This window comes from Arthrobacter ginsengisoli (genome assembly GCF_031456935.1).
Taxonomy (GTDB): domain Bacteria; phylum Actinomycetota; class Actinomycetes; order Actinomycetales; family Micrococcaceae; genus Arthrobacter; species Arthrobacter ginsengisoli.
Genome location: NZ_JAVDVQ010000025.1, coordinates 16,828 through 31,166 on the forward strand (window position 1 = coordinate 16,828; position 14,339 = coordinate 31,166).

General features: G+C 60.0%; 14 protein-coding genes. 4 read left to right on the forward strand and 10 right to left on the reverse strand.

The genetic code is table 11. The features are described 5' to 3' along the window. Position 1: 1 nt before the first annotated feature. From J2X01_RS18970 to J2X01_RS18980, 3 genes are all read right to left on the reverse strand, one after another. A complete protein-coding gene (locus J2X01_RS18970) occupies positions 2-349 on the reverse strand; it encodes a Dabb family protein (protein ID WP_310061119.1) in 348 nt (115 codons plus the stop codon). Then, positions 346-2,004, reverse strand: coding sequence for a 4-oxocyclohexanecarboxylate 2-dehydrogenase (gene chcC1, locus J2X01_RS18975; RefSeq protein ID WP_310061122.1), 1,659 nt, complete (start codon positions 2,002-2,004; stop codon positions 346-348). The genes J2X01_RS18970 and chcC1 overlap by 4 nt, the downstream gene beginning before the upstream one ends. A 186-nt stretch (positions 2,005-2,190) precedes the next feature. Beyond that, a complete protein-coding gene (locus J2X01_RS18980; protein ID WP_310061125.1) occupies positions 2,191-2,988 on the reverse strand; it encodes an IclR family transcriptional regulator in 798 nt (265 codons plus the stop codon). A gap of 397 nt (positions 2,989-3,385) precedes the next feature. On the opposite strand from J2X01_RS18980, the gene J2X01_RS18985 reads away from it, so the two are divergent. From J2X01_RS18985 to J2X01_RS18995, 3 genes are all read left to right on the forward strand, one after another. Next, positions 3,386-4,738, forward strand: a complete 1,353-nt coding sequence (locus J2X01_RS18985) for an MFS transporter (protein ID WP_310061128.1) — start codon at positions 3,386-3,388, stop codon at positions 4,736-4,738. Between the two features lie 176 nt (positions 4,739-4,914). Further along, the gene (locus tag J2X01_RS18990; protein WP_310061130.1) at positions 4,915-5,919 is read left to right on the forward strand and encodes an aldo/keto reductase; all 1,005 of its coding nucleotides are present in this window, start codon (positions 4,915-4,917) and stop codon (positions 5,917-5,919) included. Positions 5,920-5,923: 4 nt separating this feature from the next. Further along, complete coding sequence (locus tag J2X01_RS18995) at positions 5,924-6,718, forward strand: DUF1932 domain-containing protein (protein ID WP_310061134.1); 795 nt, start codon at positions 5,924-5,926, stop codon at positions 6,716-6,718. 138 nt (positions 6,719-6,856) lie between these two features. Here the strand turns inward: J2X01_RS18995 and J2X01_RS19000 are convergent, their stop codons facing one another. Genes J2X01_RS19000 through J2X01_RS19030 form a run of 7 tightly spaced genes read right to left on the reverse strand, consistent with a single transcriptional unit; the run spans position 6,857 to position 12,748 of the window. Next, positions 6,857-7,807, reverse strand: a complete 951-nt coding sequence (locus J2X01_RS19000) for a Gfo/Idh/MocA family oxidoreductase (RefSeq protein WP_310061137.1) — start codon at positions 7,805-7,807, stop codon at positions 6,857-6,859. Beyond that, positions 7,804-8,655, reverse strand: coding sequence for a class III extradiol dioxygenase subunit beta (locus J2X01_RS19005; protein ID WP_310061140.1), 852 nt, complete (start codon positions 8,653-8,655; stop codon positions 7,804-7,806). Before J2X01_RS19005 ends, J2X01_RS19000 begins: the two co-directional genes overlap by 4 nt. Beyond that, positions 8,655-9,053, reverse strand: coding sequence for a protocatechuate 4,5-dioxygenase subunit alpha (gene ligA, locus J2X01_RS19010; RefSeq protein WP_310061142.1), 399 nt, complete (start codon positions 9,051-9,053; stop codon positions 8,655-8,657). The genes J2X01_RS19005 and ligA overlap by 1 nt, the downstream gene beginning before the upstream one ends. Before the next feature lie 2 nt (positions 9,054-9,055). Then, positions 9,056-9,949: an amidohydrolase family protein gene (locus tag J2X01_RS19015; protein WP_310061144.1), complete on the reverse strand. Its 894-nt coding sequence runs from the start codon at positions 9,947-9,949 to the stop codon at positions 9,056-9,058. Then, positions 9,946-10,965 (reverse strand): amidohydrolase family protein, encoded by a 1,020-nt coding sequence (locus tag J2X01_RS19020; protein ID WP_310061146.1) that lies wholly within the window; start codon positions 10,963-10,965, stop codon positions 9,946-9,948. Before J2X01_RS19020 ends, J2X01_RS19015 begins: the two co-directional genes overlap by 4 nt. Next, positions 10,962-12,071 (reverse strand): 4-oxalomesaconate tautomerase, encoded by a 1,110-nt coding sequence (locus J2X01_RS19025; RefSeq protein ID WP_310061148.1) that lies wholly within the window; start codon positions 12,069-12,071, stop codon positions 10,962-10,964. The genes J2X01_RS19020 and J2X01_RS19025 overlap by 4 nt, the downstream gene beginning before the upstream one ends. Further along, the gene (locus tag J2X01_RS19030; RefSeq protein WP_310061150.1) at positions 12,068-12,748 is read right to left on the reverse strand and encodes a 4-carboxy-4-hydroxy-2-oxoadipate aldolase/oxaloacetate decarboxylase; all 681 of its coding nucleotides are present in this window, start codon (positions 12,746-12,748) and stop codon (positions 12,068-12,070) included. Before J2X01_RS19030 ends, J2X01_RS19025 begins: the two co-directional genes overlap by 4 nt. A 161-nt stretch (positions 12,749-12,909) precedes the next feature. Between J2X01_RS19030 and J2X01_RS19035 the strand changes: the two genes are divergently transcribed. Further along, the gene (locus tag J2X01_RS19035; RefSeq protein ID WP_310061153.1) at positions 12,910-14,337 is read left to right on the forward strand and encodes an MmgE/PrpD family protein; all 1,428 of its coding nucleotides are present in this window, start codon (positions 12,910-12,912) and stop codon (positions 14,335-14,337) included. Positions 14,338-14,339: the final 2 nt, after the last annotated feature.

A 14,339-nucleotide genomic window follows, 5' to 3' on the forward strand; every position in this document is an offset into this window, starting at 1 on the left:
CCTAGCGTTTGGAGGTCAAGGCAGCGCTGCCTGAAGGGGTGAGGGGCGTCGTTGAACCGCCGAGTTCGAGATCCACATAGGCAAGGTCCTGCACGTTCGGCAGTGAGTAGGGCTTGATGGCCTCGTGGAGTGGGTGGGTGTTGTAGACGGTGAGTGCATTGCGGTCCTGGAAGTCCGCAACGATGACGTGGTCCCATGATCTGTCCGTCTTCAAGACGTCAGGTCCGTGGGCCAGTGAAAGCAGGCCGGGGATATTGCCTTCCAACTGTTCCAGGCCGGTGATCCAGCTGGCGCGGATTTCCTCGGTGAAACTGTCCTTCCAGCGGAACATGACGATGTGCCGGATCATGCGGGCACCGACTCGGACTCGGCCGTGTAATGGGCCGGTTGATCGGCCAATCGTCGGCCGGCCAGGTAGGCCATGGTCATCAGCGGGCCCAGGGTCGCCCCGGCGCCGGGGTATCCGGCGGCGTAGGGGCTCTCGGTGGTGTTGCCGGCGGCGAAGAGGCCAGGGATGGTGTTTCCGTCGACGTCGAGGACCTGGCCATTGCCGTCAGTGGCCACACCTCCGCATGTCCCGAAGGCTCCGTTGACAACCTCGAGGGCGTAGTAAGGCCCGTACTGCAGCGGCCCCAGCGAAGGGTTCGGCCACTGGTTGTCCGCGTCCCCCCAGTACCGGTCGTACTCTGAAGATCCGCGGCCGAAGTCCGGGTCCTCGCCCTGGAGGGCGTTGGCGTTGAACCGCTCCACAGTGGCTTTGAGGGCCTCTGACGGAACGCTGATCCGGGAAGCGAGGTCGGCAAGCGTCGGTGCTTCGATGAGCCAGGCCGGGGTCGGGTTGCCGGCACGGTGGTCCATGATGCCGTAGCGTTCGAGATAGGACTGGTCGAATACCACGTGGGCCGGGGTGTTCAGCGTCTGGTTGTTCGCCGAATCCCAGGAGTGCAGCACGCGTGCCAGGTCGTTGTAGTTCTGTGCCTCATTCGCGAAGCGCTGGCCGTGGCGGTTGATCATTATGGAGCCGGGCCCCTGGCGCTCGAACCGCAGCAGCGAACCGACAGGTTCCCCGTCGCGCATTGTCCCGGTCAGGGACATAGGCGCCCACCAGGCTTCGCGGGTACCGCGGGTCATGGCGCCGATGCGCTGGGCCATCTTCAGGGCGTCCCCGGTATTTGAGGGCGGTGAGCACATGGTGTATAGGCGGGTGGCGAGCATCGAGTCAGCCAGCTGCCGGTCCCACTCGAAACCGCCCGCAGCCAGCACCACGCCTGCGCCGGCTGCGAACTCGGTGCCGTCACTGAGTACGACGCCGGTCACGCCGCTCTCGCTGGTCAGGAGCCTTTCAGCGCGGGCCTCGACAGCGAAGTGAACGCCATTTTTGAGGCATGCGCTGATGAGCATTGCTACCAAGGAGTGGCCCTTGGCTGCAAACCCGTTGGCCTGACGCTCGTTCAGTTCGTCCCACGGGAAAGCGGTGAAGGCGCCCCAGTCCTCGTATTCCTGCATGGTGTAGGGGAGCCGGCCGTCCGTGCGGACGTGCCCGGCCAACGGGCCGAGGGCCTCGTGGCAGTTGAACAGCTCGGGCTCCACCGTCCTGCCGCCCTTGACGGCACCGGGCAGATCCTGGCGATAGTCCGGGAAGTTGTCCAGGAAGATGAACCGCACGCCGAGTTCGTCCGCCGCGAATCGGAGCATCGTGTCGCCGTGGTCCAGGGCCGCGTCGAGCAGTTCGGACCGGCCGCGGCCGCGGGCCACGGCCTCCACATACTCACGGCCGGCGGACTTTGAATCGTTGATGCCGGCTTCCCGTGCGTAGTGGTTGTCCACCACCCAGAGCATGCCTCCGGACACTGCGGAAGTGCCTCCCAGCAGCTCGGACTTCTCCAAAACGATTACGGACTGGCCTGCATGGGCTGCGGTGGCAGCGGCTGTGAGTGCGCCCGCACCGGAGCCCACCACGACGACGTCATAGCGGCCGGCGTTCTCAGCATTGAGGATGCGCATTTGGTTCTTTCACTCTCCAAGGGTCTGGCGTCCAGCGGGATGGCTGGAGCAATTCCCTGATCGTGGCACGGTGGAAGGCGCAATACCGAGGTGGTGTTCCATTGATTCGAACGCCTGATCATTGAATGGAACAGGCTTTGGGCTGCCCATAAGAGTCCGAAGTTCGCGTGCCGGCCTGAGGTGCGTTCAGTTCGGCGCGGGGAGGCTCCGGCGAAGTGTGCCCACGGGTGCCGGATTGTATCCAAGCCGGCGGGAAATGGCACGGGCAGCCATCTGCATTTGCGGCACGAGCGCCGGAACGTTCTCCTGGCCCCTGGGGACGATAGCGGTGAGGCACGCCAGGGGAGTATTCCCGTCCGCGAAGATCGGTACGGAGATCCCGCTGGACTCATCGACGATTATTCCGGCCATGGAGCAATATCCGGTCTGGCGGATGATGGCCAGGACTTTCCGCAGCTCCTGCGGATCCGTCACCGTGGCATCTGTCAGTTTCTCCAGTCGTCGGCTCAGGAACCGTTCCTGGTCCGCCTCGGGGGCGAAGGCCATAAAGACCAAGCCGCCCGAACAGCCATGGACCGGGAGCCTCCCGGCGATTCTGGTGATGTTAACGACGGACTCGTTTAAGGCCAGCCGCTCGATGTAGAGCACATCCGTGCCCTCAAGTACGCCCAGCGAAATATTGTGGCCGTTGTGGGCCGCCAGATCCTCCATGACCGGCAGGGCTGACTCGCGAAGGCTGGCGGCCCGGGAGCCGCGGGAAGCCAGTTCCCAAAGCCGGTGGCCATGCCGCAGCCGTCCGGAAGGGTCCCGGACCAGCAGGCCCTCAATCTCCAGTTCGCCCGCGAGGCGATGCACTGTGGACAGGGGCAGATCGACCTTACGGCTCAGCTCCCGCAAATGAAGAGCGGGGGCCTCATCCGCAAATGCAGCAAGAATCCGCACAACGCGGTGGATGACGGATTCCCCTGAGGTGGAATTGGCCACTGGACGCCTCTCAATAGGGAAGTACTTTCATCATACCGATGAACGGAACACCCGGGGTGTCGGTGCCCGCTGCGGTAGTGCGTCGATGAACACGGCCACCGGAACCAGTCGGCGGCCGGAAGCCAGCGCAACACCAGCGAGCCGGGCAAGAACAGCACCAACTGATTGCCGATTGCACCGTTGACTACTCGTCCTCGCCAGGGGCAGCGGTTGCGACGAAGACGCGGTATTGACTATATGGCTTAGATCACTATCATTGGAGCAATGGTTCCTCCATTGAGACCTTGCGAGGGCTACCTCCTCCAGCCGTTGATCTCTGCTGGACACCCCCTGCTTCGATTCAGCCGCCCCGAGAATCACCACTCAAATGGGGCCTATCCTTACACAAAGGAGTGTTATGTCCACAACAACCGAACGGGTGCGCGTTTTAACGCCTGAACAGAAGGACAAGGAAGTCCGTCGTGTCATCGCCTCAAGCTTCCTCGGAAGTGTGATCGAGTACTACGACTTTTTCATCTATGCCTCGGCCGCATCGCTGGTTTTCGCGCCAGTGTTCTTCTCCAACCTGGATCCCCTGGCCGGCACGATCGCCTCGCTCGCAACCTTCGCCGCCGGTTACGTCGCCCGTCCCATCGGTGGCCTGATCTTCGGCCACTTCGGTGACCGGCTGGGCCGCAAGAAAATGCTCGTCCTCTCGATGGCGGGGATGGGCATCGGATCATTCCTGATGGGCCTGATTCCCCCGGCTGATGCCATCGGTTCCTGGGGTGCCGTGATGCTGGTTACGCTGCGCGTAGTCCAAGGGATTTGTGTGGGCGGTGAATGGGGGGGCGCCGCCTTGATGTCCCTGGAGCATGCCAAGGCGAAAAAACGCGGCTTTGCCGCGTCGTTCGCTACCGCCGGCAGTTCCTTTGGTACTTTCCTGGGAACCGGGGCCATGGGTCTTGCTGCACTGCTGCCCCACGATGCCTTTATTACCTGGGGATGGCGCATACCGTTCCTCGCCTCCGCAGCCCTGCTGGTTCTGGGCTTGATCATACGAGCCAAAGTTTCCGAAAGCCCTGTCTTTGAAGCCGCGATGGCTGCTCAAGAGGAAAAGAAGAGGGAGTCCGCTCCTCTCGTAGAGGTACTTCGTCATCCCAAGATCCTCATCCTGACCACCTTGAGTTGCATTTCCTTGTTCAGCATGTCCGCCATGATCAGCACCTTCGGACCAACCTATGCTGTCGCCGGCGGCGCCAGCAGCTCCAGCGTTCTGTTCGGCTTGTCCATCAGCGGGCTTTTCTCTTCTGCAGGGGTCCTGGTCTTCGGCAAACTGTCGGATACGTTGGGCCGCCGCTGGCTCATGATGGCAGGAGGCATTGCAGTCGCGCTGTTGACCTATCCACTCTTCGCGGCAATTGGGTCCGGAACCATCGCGCTGGTCTTTATCGCCTTCGTGACACTAAAGGTCCTCTACTCGATGATCTATGGTCCGATGGCGGCATTCCTTGCTGAGCAGTACCCGCCCCGATCGCGGTACACCGGCATCTCGCTCAGTTACCAACTGGCCAGTTTGATTGGCGCCGGATTCACCCCTGTCATCCTTGCGTCGCTTTACGCTGCATCCGGCAAGGACATCGGTCCCGTCATCTGGTTCATGATGGGCATGTGCGCGATCAGCGTGGTGGCCGTTTTCCTCACACGTGAGACCAAGGACAACGACATCATGACGGGCGCAGCGGCCAAGGATTTTGCAACCAAACCTTAACAGCGTCGGCCCTAGCCGATGAGCCGAGATCACACAATGATTCGGGTCATCGGTGGCGCTGATCCGCTACTGAGCACAGGCAAGGCCCGGACGAAGCCCCATCGTCTGGGCCTTGCCTGTGCTGATCGCAGCCGATGCCTGTTTCCACCTGACTCGAACCGACCGGAAGTAGTTCTATGCATTACATCAAGCTTCGTGACCTCACCGTCTCCGCGATAGGGCTCGGCTGCATGGGTATGTCCCATCTCTATACGGGCCATAAACAGGCTGATAAAGAATCGATCCGTACTATCCATCGTGCCCTGGAACTGGGCGTGACCCACTTTGACAGCGCGGAGCTCTACGGGCCCTTCAAGAATGAAACACTTCTGGGAAAGGCTTTGAAGGGCCGCCGCGACCAAGTGGTTCTTACTTCCAAGTTCGGTCTGATCTCGCACGTGGGGAACCCGGGCCCCGCGGACAGCTCGGCCTCAAACATCCGCGCCGCGGTGGAAGGCTCCCTCACGCGCCTCGCCACCGATCACATCGACCTCTATTACCAGCACCGCGTTGACAAGACGGTGCCCATCGAAGATGTCGTGGGAACGTTGACTGACCTCATTGCCGAGGGCAAGATCCGCCATATCGGTCTCTCGGAGGCCGGTCCGGACACCATCCGGCGGGCGAATGCGGTTTATCCGGTCACCGCGCTGCAGTCCGAATACTCGCTGTGGACCCGTGATGGCGACGATGGAACCCTGGACTTGTTGAAGGAACTTGGGATCGGTTTTGTGCCCTACTCACCTCTCGGCCGCGGTCTTCTTAGCGGAAAGATCCTGTCCCTTAGCCAGCTCGACCTGGACGACTGGCGTTTGAGCAACCCGCGCTTTATGGACGGTGCATTAGACAAGAACCTCGATGTGCTCAAAGAGGTGGAATCCGTGTCCGAGGAGGCCGGAGCGACTCTGTCCCAGGTGGCGCTGGCCTGGTTGCTGAGCAAGGGGGAGGACTGGTCGCCGATTCCGGGCACTATTCGGATTGAGCACCTTGAAGAAGTCCTTCTTGCGCTGGACGTGAAACTCAGCCCGGAACAAATCATGGCCCTGGATAACGTCACGCAGCCAGTGGGCGATCATCATACCGCCGCCCAGATGCGGCTTTTCGACCGGGAATACTCGCTCAGCACACAGGTTGGGCGATAGCCGTATGTCTGTGCATCCTAAGGTAGCGTTCGTCGGTCACAGCGAAGCCGGGTCCGTTGTTGCCAGCGAGCTGATTAAGGCTGGGTTCGACGTCGTCGGTTTCGATTTAGCGGTGAGCAGATCACCCATTGCGCCTATGGCGAAGAGCCTTGAGGAGGCAGTAGCCGGCGCTGCCGTGGTTCTTTCCCTGGGCCCATCCTCTGCGCCGTTCAGGGTTGCCGAGAGCGTGGTGCCCCTCCTTGCCAAGAGTGCGCTTTACGGGGACCTGAGCGCCGGCACGCCTGCCGTGAAAAAGGAACTTGCCGCGTTGTTTGACGACGGTTCATATGCGGATATCGCAGTTGTTGGACAGGATCCGGTGTCCGGCGAAATACCAGCCCTGGATGTGGCCGGGACTGGCGCCAGGAAGCTGATGGACCTGCTTGGACCGTCCAGTCTGCGCTTGGAGTATGTTTCCGAGGTGCCGGGCGAAGCAACGGCGCGCCGGCTCTTCCGCAGCCTGCTGGTCAAAGGTATGGCAGGAGTCATCACTGACAGCTTGTGGGCCGCGGAGAGCATGGGCTTGCAGAACTGGGCTTACCAGGAGATTCTCGAGGAATTTGAATCCCATTCCGCCCAGACGGCCAAGCGGTACCTTTTGGGCACCGCACTGCACGTCAAGCGGCGGCAGATTGAAATGATGGACGTCGTTGAGATGCTAAACGAAACCGGTTACGAGAGCACCATGATCGCGGCCATCGAGTTCACCTACGGACGTATCCTTCATGGAAAAAAGATTCCATTCAGCAAGGCGCCATAGTTGCTGTGGGGTTCGCCGGACAACGTGAGGGGTGCTCCTTCGCTTGGAAACAACTGTCAAGACAATTGATATCCGAGAGACGGAGCACCCCTTTGTTGGTTAAGCTCTCGCTTTTAGTGGCCGCACTGGACCCCCGGCTTAGTACGCGAGCTGCTGCTGCAACGCGTCGAGCACTACATAGCAGGGAAGAACCTGGCCCACGCTGGAGTTGGGCTCGCGCTTTTCCTTGATGGCTGCCACGAACTCGCGGTCCTGCAGCTCGATGCCGTTCATGGACACCGCCACGTTGGAGACGTCGATGGGATTCTCTTTTCCATCGACAAGGTCGTCATACCGCGCGATGTAGGTGTTGGTGTCACCGATATAGCGGAAGAACGTCCCGATGGGGCCGTCGTTGTTGAAGGAGAGTGACAGGGTACAAATCTTGCCTGTTTCGGTTTGGAGCTGGATGGACATGTCCATCGCAATGCCAAGTTCAGGATGCTTGGGCCCCTGGATGGCGTTGGCTTTCACGATCTTTTCGCCGGTCTGGTACTGGAACAGGTCCACAGTGTGGGCAGCATGGTGCCAGAGCAAGTGGTCTGTCCAGGACCGGGCCTGGCCCAGGGCGTTGGCATTGGTGCGCCGGAAAAAATAGGTCTGCACATCCATTTGCTGAATTGCGAATTCGCCGGCGCTGATCTTGTTGTGCACAAATTGGTGCGAGGGATTAAACCGGCGCGTGTGGCCGGCCATGGCAACAAGGCCCGTCTCCTTTTGGACGTCCACGATTTCCTGCACGCCCGCCAGGGAGTCAGCCATCGGGATCTCGACCATGACATGCTTGCCCGCACTTAGGGCCTCCAGGGTCTGGGCATGATGCATCTGTGTAGGCGTTGCAAGAACAACGCCGTGTAGGTCGTCCTGAGCCAGCAGTTCGGAGTAGTTGGTGAAGGCGGCTTTAGCCCCATATTTGACGGCTACCTCCTTCGCGACGTCCATTTTGCTGTGGGTAACATACTGGATCTTGGCGTCAGGGATTTGGGTGAGGGCTTCAAGGTGCTTGTGGCCGAAGGCGCCCAAGCCTACGACGGCAATATTGACAGTCATGCGTCTCCTTCCTTAGGGGTAAGGATCAGGTGGCCAACGGATGTGTTGGAAGCGGGTACGTGGTTGAATCGGTGGACCTCGTCGACTTTGTCGCCGAGGGCGCCGCGCATGATGAGCCACATGATGAGTTCAACGCCTTCAGAACCTGCTTCCCTCATGTACTCGAGGTGGGGCTTGTACTGGAGCACCTCGGGCTGGTCGATGAGATCGTCCATAAACTTTTGGTCCCAGGGCAGGTTGATCAGGCCCGCGCGGGCGCCCTGGATTTGGTGGCTCATGCCGCCGGTGCCCCAGACCTGGACGTTAAGGTCCTCGTCGAACTCTTCCACCGCCCGCCGGATGGCCTTGCCGAGGGAGAGGCAGCGTTCGCCGGAGGGCTGGGGGTACATCACGACATTCACGGCCAGGGGTATGACCTTGGAAGGCCATTTGTCTGGAGTGCCGTACATCAGTGACAGGGGAACTGTGAGGCCGTGGTCCACCTCGAGCACGTTCAACACAGTCAGGTCGAAGTCATCAAGGATGAGGGAAGCAGCCAGATGGGTTGCGAGCTCCGGGGCCCCTTCGACGGACGGGACGGGTCTGGGCCCGTAGCCCTCGTCGCAGACCTCGAATGATTCGGCCACACCGATGGCGAAGGTGGGCATGATTTCCATCCCGAAATACGAAGCGTGGTCGTTGTAGACGATAATTGCCACGTCAGGATTGTTGGTCTTGATCCAGCTTTTCGAGAACTCGTATCCCTGGAACATCGGCTTCCAGTAATCGTCGTCTGTGCGGGCCATGTCGATCGCTGCGCCGACTGCGGGCACGTGGCTGGTCGCGATCCCAGCTGTAATTTTTGCCATTATGCTTCGTCTCGTTCCTTCTTGGAGCGCCAGCCCTGAACGCTGCGGCCGCCGGCCAGCATCATTGCCTGGTACTGCTCCACGTTCATGTCGGTCATCGTGCTTACGGCCTGGACATACGACAGTCCTTCGGCCGCGAAAATCTTGGACAGGAAGTAGACGTTTCCGCCGTTGTCGAGCATCTTCTGGAAATCACGGGTAAGGACGGCCTGTTTCTGGTCCGCCGACATCTCCCACTCGTCCAGGTAAGAGCGCTCGTCCGCCAAGAATCTCCTGCGGTTTTCCTCCTTGCGAAGGCTCATGCAAAACTCGTTCAACTGGAAGCCTTCGCGACCCTTCTCAATCGTGAAGATGGTTGTGCCCGGAAGGTCCTTGAACTGTTCAAAATCTGGCTTCATGGTCAGCTCCAATAAAGGTAGTTGGGGTTGGCTACGAGCAACTTCTCCTGCAAGGCCGGCGTTGTTGCTATGGACGGGACGTAGTCCACGAGAATTCCGTCGTCGGGCATCTCTTGTTTCATGTTGGGGTGCGGCCAATCCGTCCCCCACAGGACGCGGTCGGGGAACTCCTCCACGACGGTCTTGGCAAACGGTGCAACATCCGCGTAGGCAGGTGCTCCACTGACCGTGATGCGGTCCGGGCAACTGACCTTCGAGATGACGTTGGAGTTCTCCTGCATGAAGCGCAGGAACTCGCCAAACTCTGCGCCGTCCACGGGTTTGGTGACGTCGGGGCGGCCCATGTGGTCGATCACGATCGGAATGTTCAGGGAGGTGAAGAAGTCCCATTTTTCCCGGAGATCGGGGGGCTCGAAGTAGAGCACGACGTGCCAGCCCAGCGGACGGATTTTCTCTATGATTTCGCGGTAATACTCGTCGGGCTTTGGGTCCACCAGGCGTTTGACGTAGTTGAAGCGGACGCCTCGGACGCCCAGCTCGTGCATCTGTGCCAGTTCCGCCGGAGTTACCGAGGGCTTTACGGTGACGACGCCGCGCGCCCTGTCGTTCGAGTTCGCCAGGACATCCAGAAGGGCGGAATTATCCGTACCGTGGCAGGTTGCCTGAACCACTACGTTCTTCTCGAAGCCGAGGAAGTCGCGCAACGCGAAGAGCTGATCCCTGCTGGCGTCGCACGGAGTGTACTTCCGTTCAGGAGCGAAAGGAAAGATGCTGCCTGGCCCGAAAACGTGGCAGTGGGCATCGACTGCCCCGGCTGGAACCTGAAACGTCGGCTTGCTGGGGGTGGGATCCCAGTCGAGCCAGTCGGAATCCTTCACGAAGGTGAGTGTGTTCATGAGACCAAGGCCTTCATCGTCTGGTTGAGGCGTGGAAAGACTGAGCGGGCGTTGTTGGCGAAGATGTCTTCGCGTTCTGGCCGGGAAATGTCAGCGGCGTCGATGTAGCGCTTCGTATCGTCAAAATACTGGCCCGTCTGGGGATCGGTGCCGCGCACGGCGCCGATCATCTCGGAACCAAAAAGAATATTCTTGTTGTCGATGACGTCAAGCAGCAGGTCGATGCCGGGCTGGTGGTAAACGCAGGTGTCGAAGAAGACGTTGTTCATCAGGTGTGTATCAAGGGCCGGCTGCTTCAACATGTCTGCAAGTCCGCGGTAGCGGCCCCAGTGATAGGGGACGGCTCCGCCGCCGTGGGGAATGATGAACCGCAGCGCCGGGAAGTCCTTGAACAGGTCACCCTGAAGCAGCTGCATGAACGCGGTGGTGTCTGCGTTCATGTAGTGCGCGCCGGTGGCGTGGAAGTTGGAGTTGCACGACGCCGACACGTGAATCATGGCGGGAACGTCCAGCTCCACCATCTTTTCGTACAGGGGGTACCAGTACTTGTCAGTCAGCGGCGTTGTCTGCCACATCCCGCCGCTGGGGTCAGGGTTGAGGTTGCAGCCGATGAAGCCGAGCTCGTTGACGCAGCGCTCGAGCTCCGTGATTGATTCAGTGAGATCGGCACCGGGGGACTGCGGCAGCTGACAGACACCGATGAATGACTCAGGAAAGAGATCCACGACGCGTTTGATCAGGTTGTTGCACGCAACGGTCCATTCAAGGCTGATCCGCTGGTCACCCTCGTGGTGGCCCATGGCAGACGCCCGTGGAGAAAAGATCGTCAAATCAATGCCGCGCTCGTTGATGAGGCGCAACTGGTTCTTCTCGACGGAGTCGATGATGCTCTGGTCGGAAATCTCTGGGTACGCAGGGCTGGGCTTGCCGGCCTTGAAGGCTGCCAGCTGATCGATCCGCCACTGATTGTGAAGTTCCGGGGCAGTTGTGTAATGGCCGTGGCAATCAATGATCATGTGTTCTCCCGGAAAATTTGAGGGACATAAACGGAGCCCGACATCAACATGCGGGCGGTGCGGAGTAAGGCGGACTTGGTCACGACGGGATGGTCCGAGGAGTTATCGACTTCCATCTGGACCGTAAAGAATCCGGAGGGGTGCTCGACCTGGACCTCCATGGCGGCACCGTCGCCACGGCCGGGTGTATCCGGCGACCCGATTTTCTCGGCGACACTGCCCTTGAGGACACAGGCGGTGGCTACCGAGACGGCACCGAGAACACCGATGGATTCGTGGACCCTGTGCGGGATGAAGGTGCGGGTGCTGATGGCCCCGCCCCCCTTGGCCGGTGCAAGCAGGCTCATCTTAGGAACCGTCTTGTTGGTGACATCGCCGAGATTCATCAGAGGTCCGAGCTGAAGGCGGATTTCTTCAACCCGGCCCCTCAGCTCCGAATTTGCCTCGAGTTCGGCCGGAGTCTCATAGCCCGTTATGCCAAAATCGGAAGCGTTGAGGCAGGCCACCGGCATGCCGTTATCAACGCAGGTGACCTCGACTCCGTTGACGACGTCGGTCACGTTGCCTGTGGGCAGCAGCGAACCACAGCTTGAGCCAGAGACATCCTCGAAATTGATAGTGATGGGAGCATGCGTCCCAGGAACACCGTCGATGCGGGCGGAACCGGCGTAATTGACCACTCCGCCTGGAGTTTCCACATACGCTGTGGCCTTGGAATCCGTGTTCACCAAGTAGATGGCGACGGGAGTGACACCGTCAGCAGCCGGCAGAAGTCCGTTTTCAAGGGCGAAGGGACCTACCCCGGCCAGAATGTTGCCGCAGTTCTGTTGATCGCTGACCTCGGCACGGTCCGGCCACACCTGAAGAAAAAGATAATCCACGTCAATCCCGGGCCGGATGGACCGGTTGACGACGGCAACTTTCGAAGTGAGCGGGTGGCCGCCGCCCATTCCGTCGATCTCCCGGGGGTCGGGTGAGCCCATGGCCGCCAAAAGGAAGGCATCCCGGGCGCCCCGCTCAGTGGGCAGGTCCTCGGCCAAGAAATACAGCGCCTTGGACGTGCCCCCGCGCATCACAGTGCAGGGGACCGCCATCTGACGGGTCATTGCTGGTAGTCCTCGTAGACCAGACCCTTGGCGGCAAGCCTCTCGCGCATGTTGTAAATGTCCAGGCCCAGCTCGCCTGACTTAAGACGTGCCCGCTTTGCGGTCTCATTCGCCTCACGCTCACGGCCCTTGGCGAGGACGCTCGCGGCGTCGTCTCGCCGAACAACACAAACACCATCGATGTCGGCCACGATCACGTCACCGGGACGGACGAGCTGGTTGGCGATAACGACGGGAACTTGTACGTTACCGACGGTCTCCTTCACAGTTCCCTGCGCACCGATGGCCTTGGACCACACCGGAAAATTCATGTCGGTCAAGATGTCGACATCGCGAACACCGGCATCAATAATGAGACCGCGGACACCGTGCGCGAGAAGACTTTCAGCGAGCAGGTCGCCCAGGTATCCATCGTCACAAGGACTCGTTGGCGTCACGACCAGGATGTCGCCGGCCTGGGCCTGCTCGACGGCAACATGAAGGGACCAGTTATCGCCCGGAGCAACCTCGCAGGTAAGTGCGTTTCCGGCTACCTTGGCGGGAAAGATAGGACGCAAACGAATGTCGAGCAGGCCGGTTCGACCCTGGGATTCATGTACCGTGGCCACACCCAGTTCAGCAAGACCATCAACGATGTCCAAGGGCGTCCGTGGGGTACCGCGAACTACTACTGCCATGATTCTCCTTTGAATACCGCGGAATTCCGCGGGTTGCTGCGTCGGAGTTTTGGGTCCGGAACCCCCTTGGCGGGCTTCCTTCGGGACCCAGTCTCGCGCATTGGTCCATCCATTGATATGGTGGAGGTCACGACAGGTCTTGTCAAGACGGAGGAGAAAAAATGCAGTCCCCAACCGTAAGCCAGAGCGGCGCCAATGAGCTGGAATCAGCGGAGAAACCGTTGCTCACCGTACTGGCCGAATTTGCGCACTCACTTGAGGGTGATGCCATTCCTTCTGCTGTACGCGACCAGGCCAAGCTCTGTCTTCTCGACACCTTGGGATGCATTATCGCTGGCTCCGTAACAGCGGAGGCCGCGGCCCTGCAGCGGGCGGAACGCCGTCTGAGCAGTGGCTCGGGAGTCCTGTTGTCTCCGAGTGAGGAGGCTCGAGTCTTGGGTTACATGGGTGACGTACTGGAACTTAATGACTTGATCGGGGGACACGCAAGCATTGGGATCGTTGCCGCGGTGATAGGTGCTGCCCGGCAAGCGGACTCTTCCGGGGAGCAGGTGGTCGATGCCATCGTCGCGGGCATTGAAGTCACTTCCCGCCTCTATGAATCCACGGCATGGACGAAGAAGCCTTACACAGAGTCGGGGATGGTCATCCCGAGCCTGGTATCCGCCATAGGTGCCGCGGCCGCCGTTGCCCGACTGCGCGGCCTTTCCGTCGCTATGACGGCCGAAGCAATGGGCATTGCCGGGACCATCGTCAGCTGGGGTCCGGCCGAGGTCATCTTCGGCACGGGAGGAACCATCAAGCCGATCCTGTTCGGTGCGTGCCCTGCAGACAGCGGCATCAAAGGCGTTGAGTATGCTCTGGCGGGACTCACCGGGCCGCCGCACTTGATCGAAAGCCCACTCGGGCTTATGGCTGCACTCTCACACAGTTTTGACGAAAGTGAGATCCGTTCACCAGATGTATGGCATCTGCTCAAGCCGCAGCGAAAACTTCATGCATCCTGCGGATACACCCACTCGAGCATCGACGCCGTGGTCGATCTCGTCCGCCAAGGCGTTAATGTAGCAGAAGCCAAGCAAATCAAAGTCCAGGTGCCCGAATACTTGCTGGCCGCCGTACGCAAGGACCACATGCCGGAAACACCCAATGAAGCTCGCTTCCATCTGCAGTACTGCCTCGCTCTCGCGGCGAATGGTGCCGACTTTATCAGTCCAGCGCACACTCTCGAATTCGAACGATACGCGTCCCCCGAAATCGAATCGTTGATGGAACGGATTGAAGTCTCTTCACTGGAAATCAGTGGCACAATTCATGCGAAACCCTACAACATTTCACGAGTAACCATTGAGGGGAATGACGGGAAAATAGTCGAAGGCGGCTGCAACGCCCCTCGGGGTTCTGCTGCCAACCCGCTGACAGACGACGACGTTCTACAAAAGTTCAGGCGTCTGGCATCTGCACGAATGCCGGACACCGAGATTGAATCGGGTATCAGTCTTATCCAGAATCTTGCCCGTCCAGGAAACGACAAAGGTCTTTGGGCGATCATCGACGACATTTTGGAAGCAGACGCGAAGGCCAGCTAAGT

Coding starts and splice junctions, on each gene's coding strand:
- J2X01_RS19025 (WP_310061148.1), bottom strand. CDS start 12,071: ATGACCCGTCAGATGGCGGTCCCCTGCACTGTGATGCGCGGGGGCACG.
- J2X01_RS19035 (WP_310061153.1), top strand. CDS start 12,910: ATGCAGTCCCCAACCGTAAGCCAGAGCGGCGCCAATGAGCTGGAATCA.
- ligA (WP_310061142.1), bottom strand. CDS start 9,053: ATGAAGCCAGATTTTGAACAGTTCAAGGACCTTCCGGGCACAACCATC.
- J2X01_RS18985 (WP_310061128.1), top strand. CDS start 3,386: ATGTCCACAACAACCGAACGGGTGCGCGTTTTAACGCCTGAACAGAAG.
- chcC1 (WP_310061122.1), bottom strand. CDS start 2,004: ATGCGCATCCTCAATGCTGAGAACGCCGGCCGCTATGACGTCGTCGTG.
- J2X01_RS18990 (WP_310061130.1), top strand. CDS start 4,915: ATGCATTACATCAAGCTTCGTGACCTCACCGTCTCCGCGATAGGGCTC.
- J2X01_RS19015 (WP_310061144.1), bottom strand. CDS start 9,949: ATGAACACACTCACCTTCGTGAAGGATTCCGACTGGCTCGACTGGGAT.
- J2X01_RS19020 (WP_310061146.1), bottom strand. CDS start 10,965: ATGATCATTGATTGCCACGGCCATTACACAACTGCCCCGGAACTTCAC.
- J2X01_RS18970 (WP_310061119.1), bottom strand. CDS start 349: ATGATCCGGCACATCGTCATGTTCCGCTGGAAGGACAGTTTCACCGAG.
- J2X01_RS18995 (WP_310061134.1), top strand. CDS start 5,924: ATGTCTGTGCATCCTAAGGTAGCGTTCGTCGGTCACAGCGAAGCCGGG.
- J2X01_RS19005 (WP_310061140.1), bottom strand. CDS start 8,655: ATGGCAAAAATTACAGCTGGGATCGCGACCAGCCACGTGCCCGCAGTC.
- J2X01_RS19000 (WP_310061137.1), bottom strand. CDS start 7,807: ATGACTGTCAATATTGCCGTCGTAGGCTTGGGCGCCTTCGGCCACAAG.
- J2X01_RS19030 (WP_310061150.1), bottom strand. CDS start 12,748: ATGGCAGTAGTAGTTCGCGGTACCCCACGGACGCCCTTGGACATCGTT.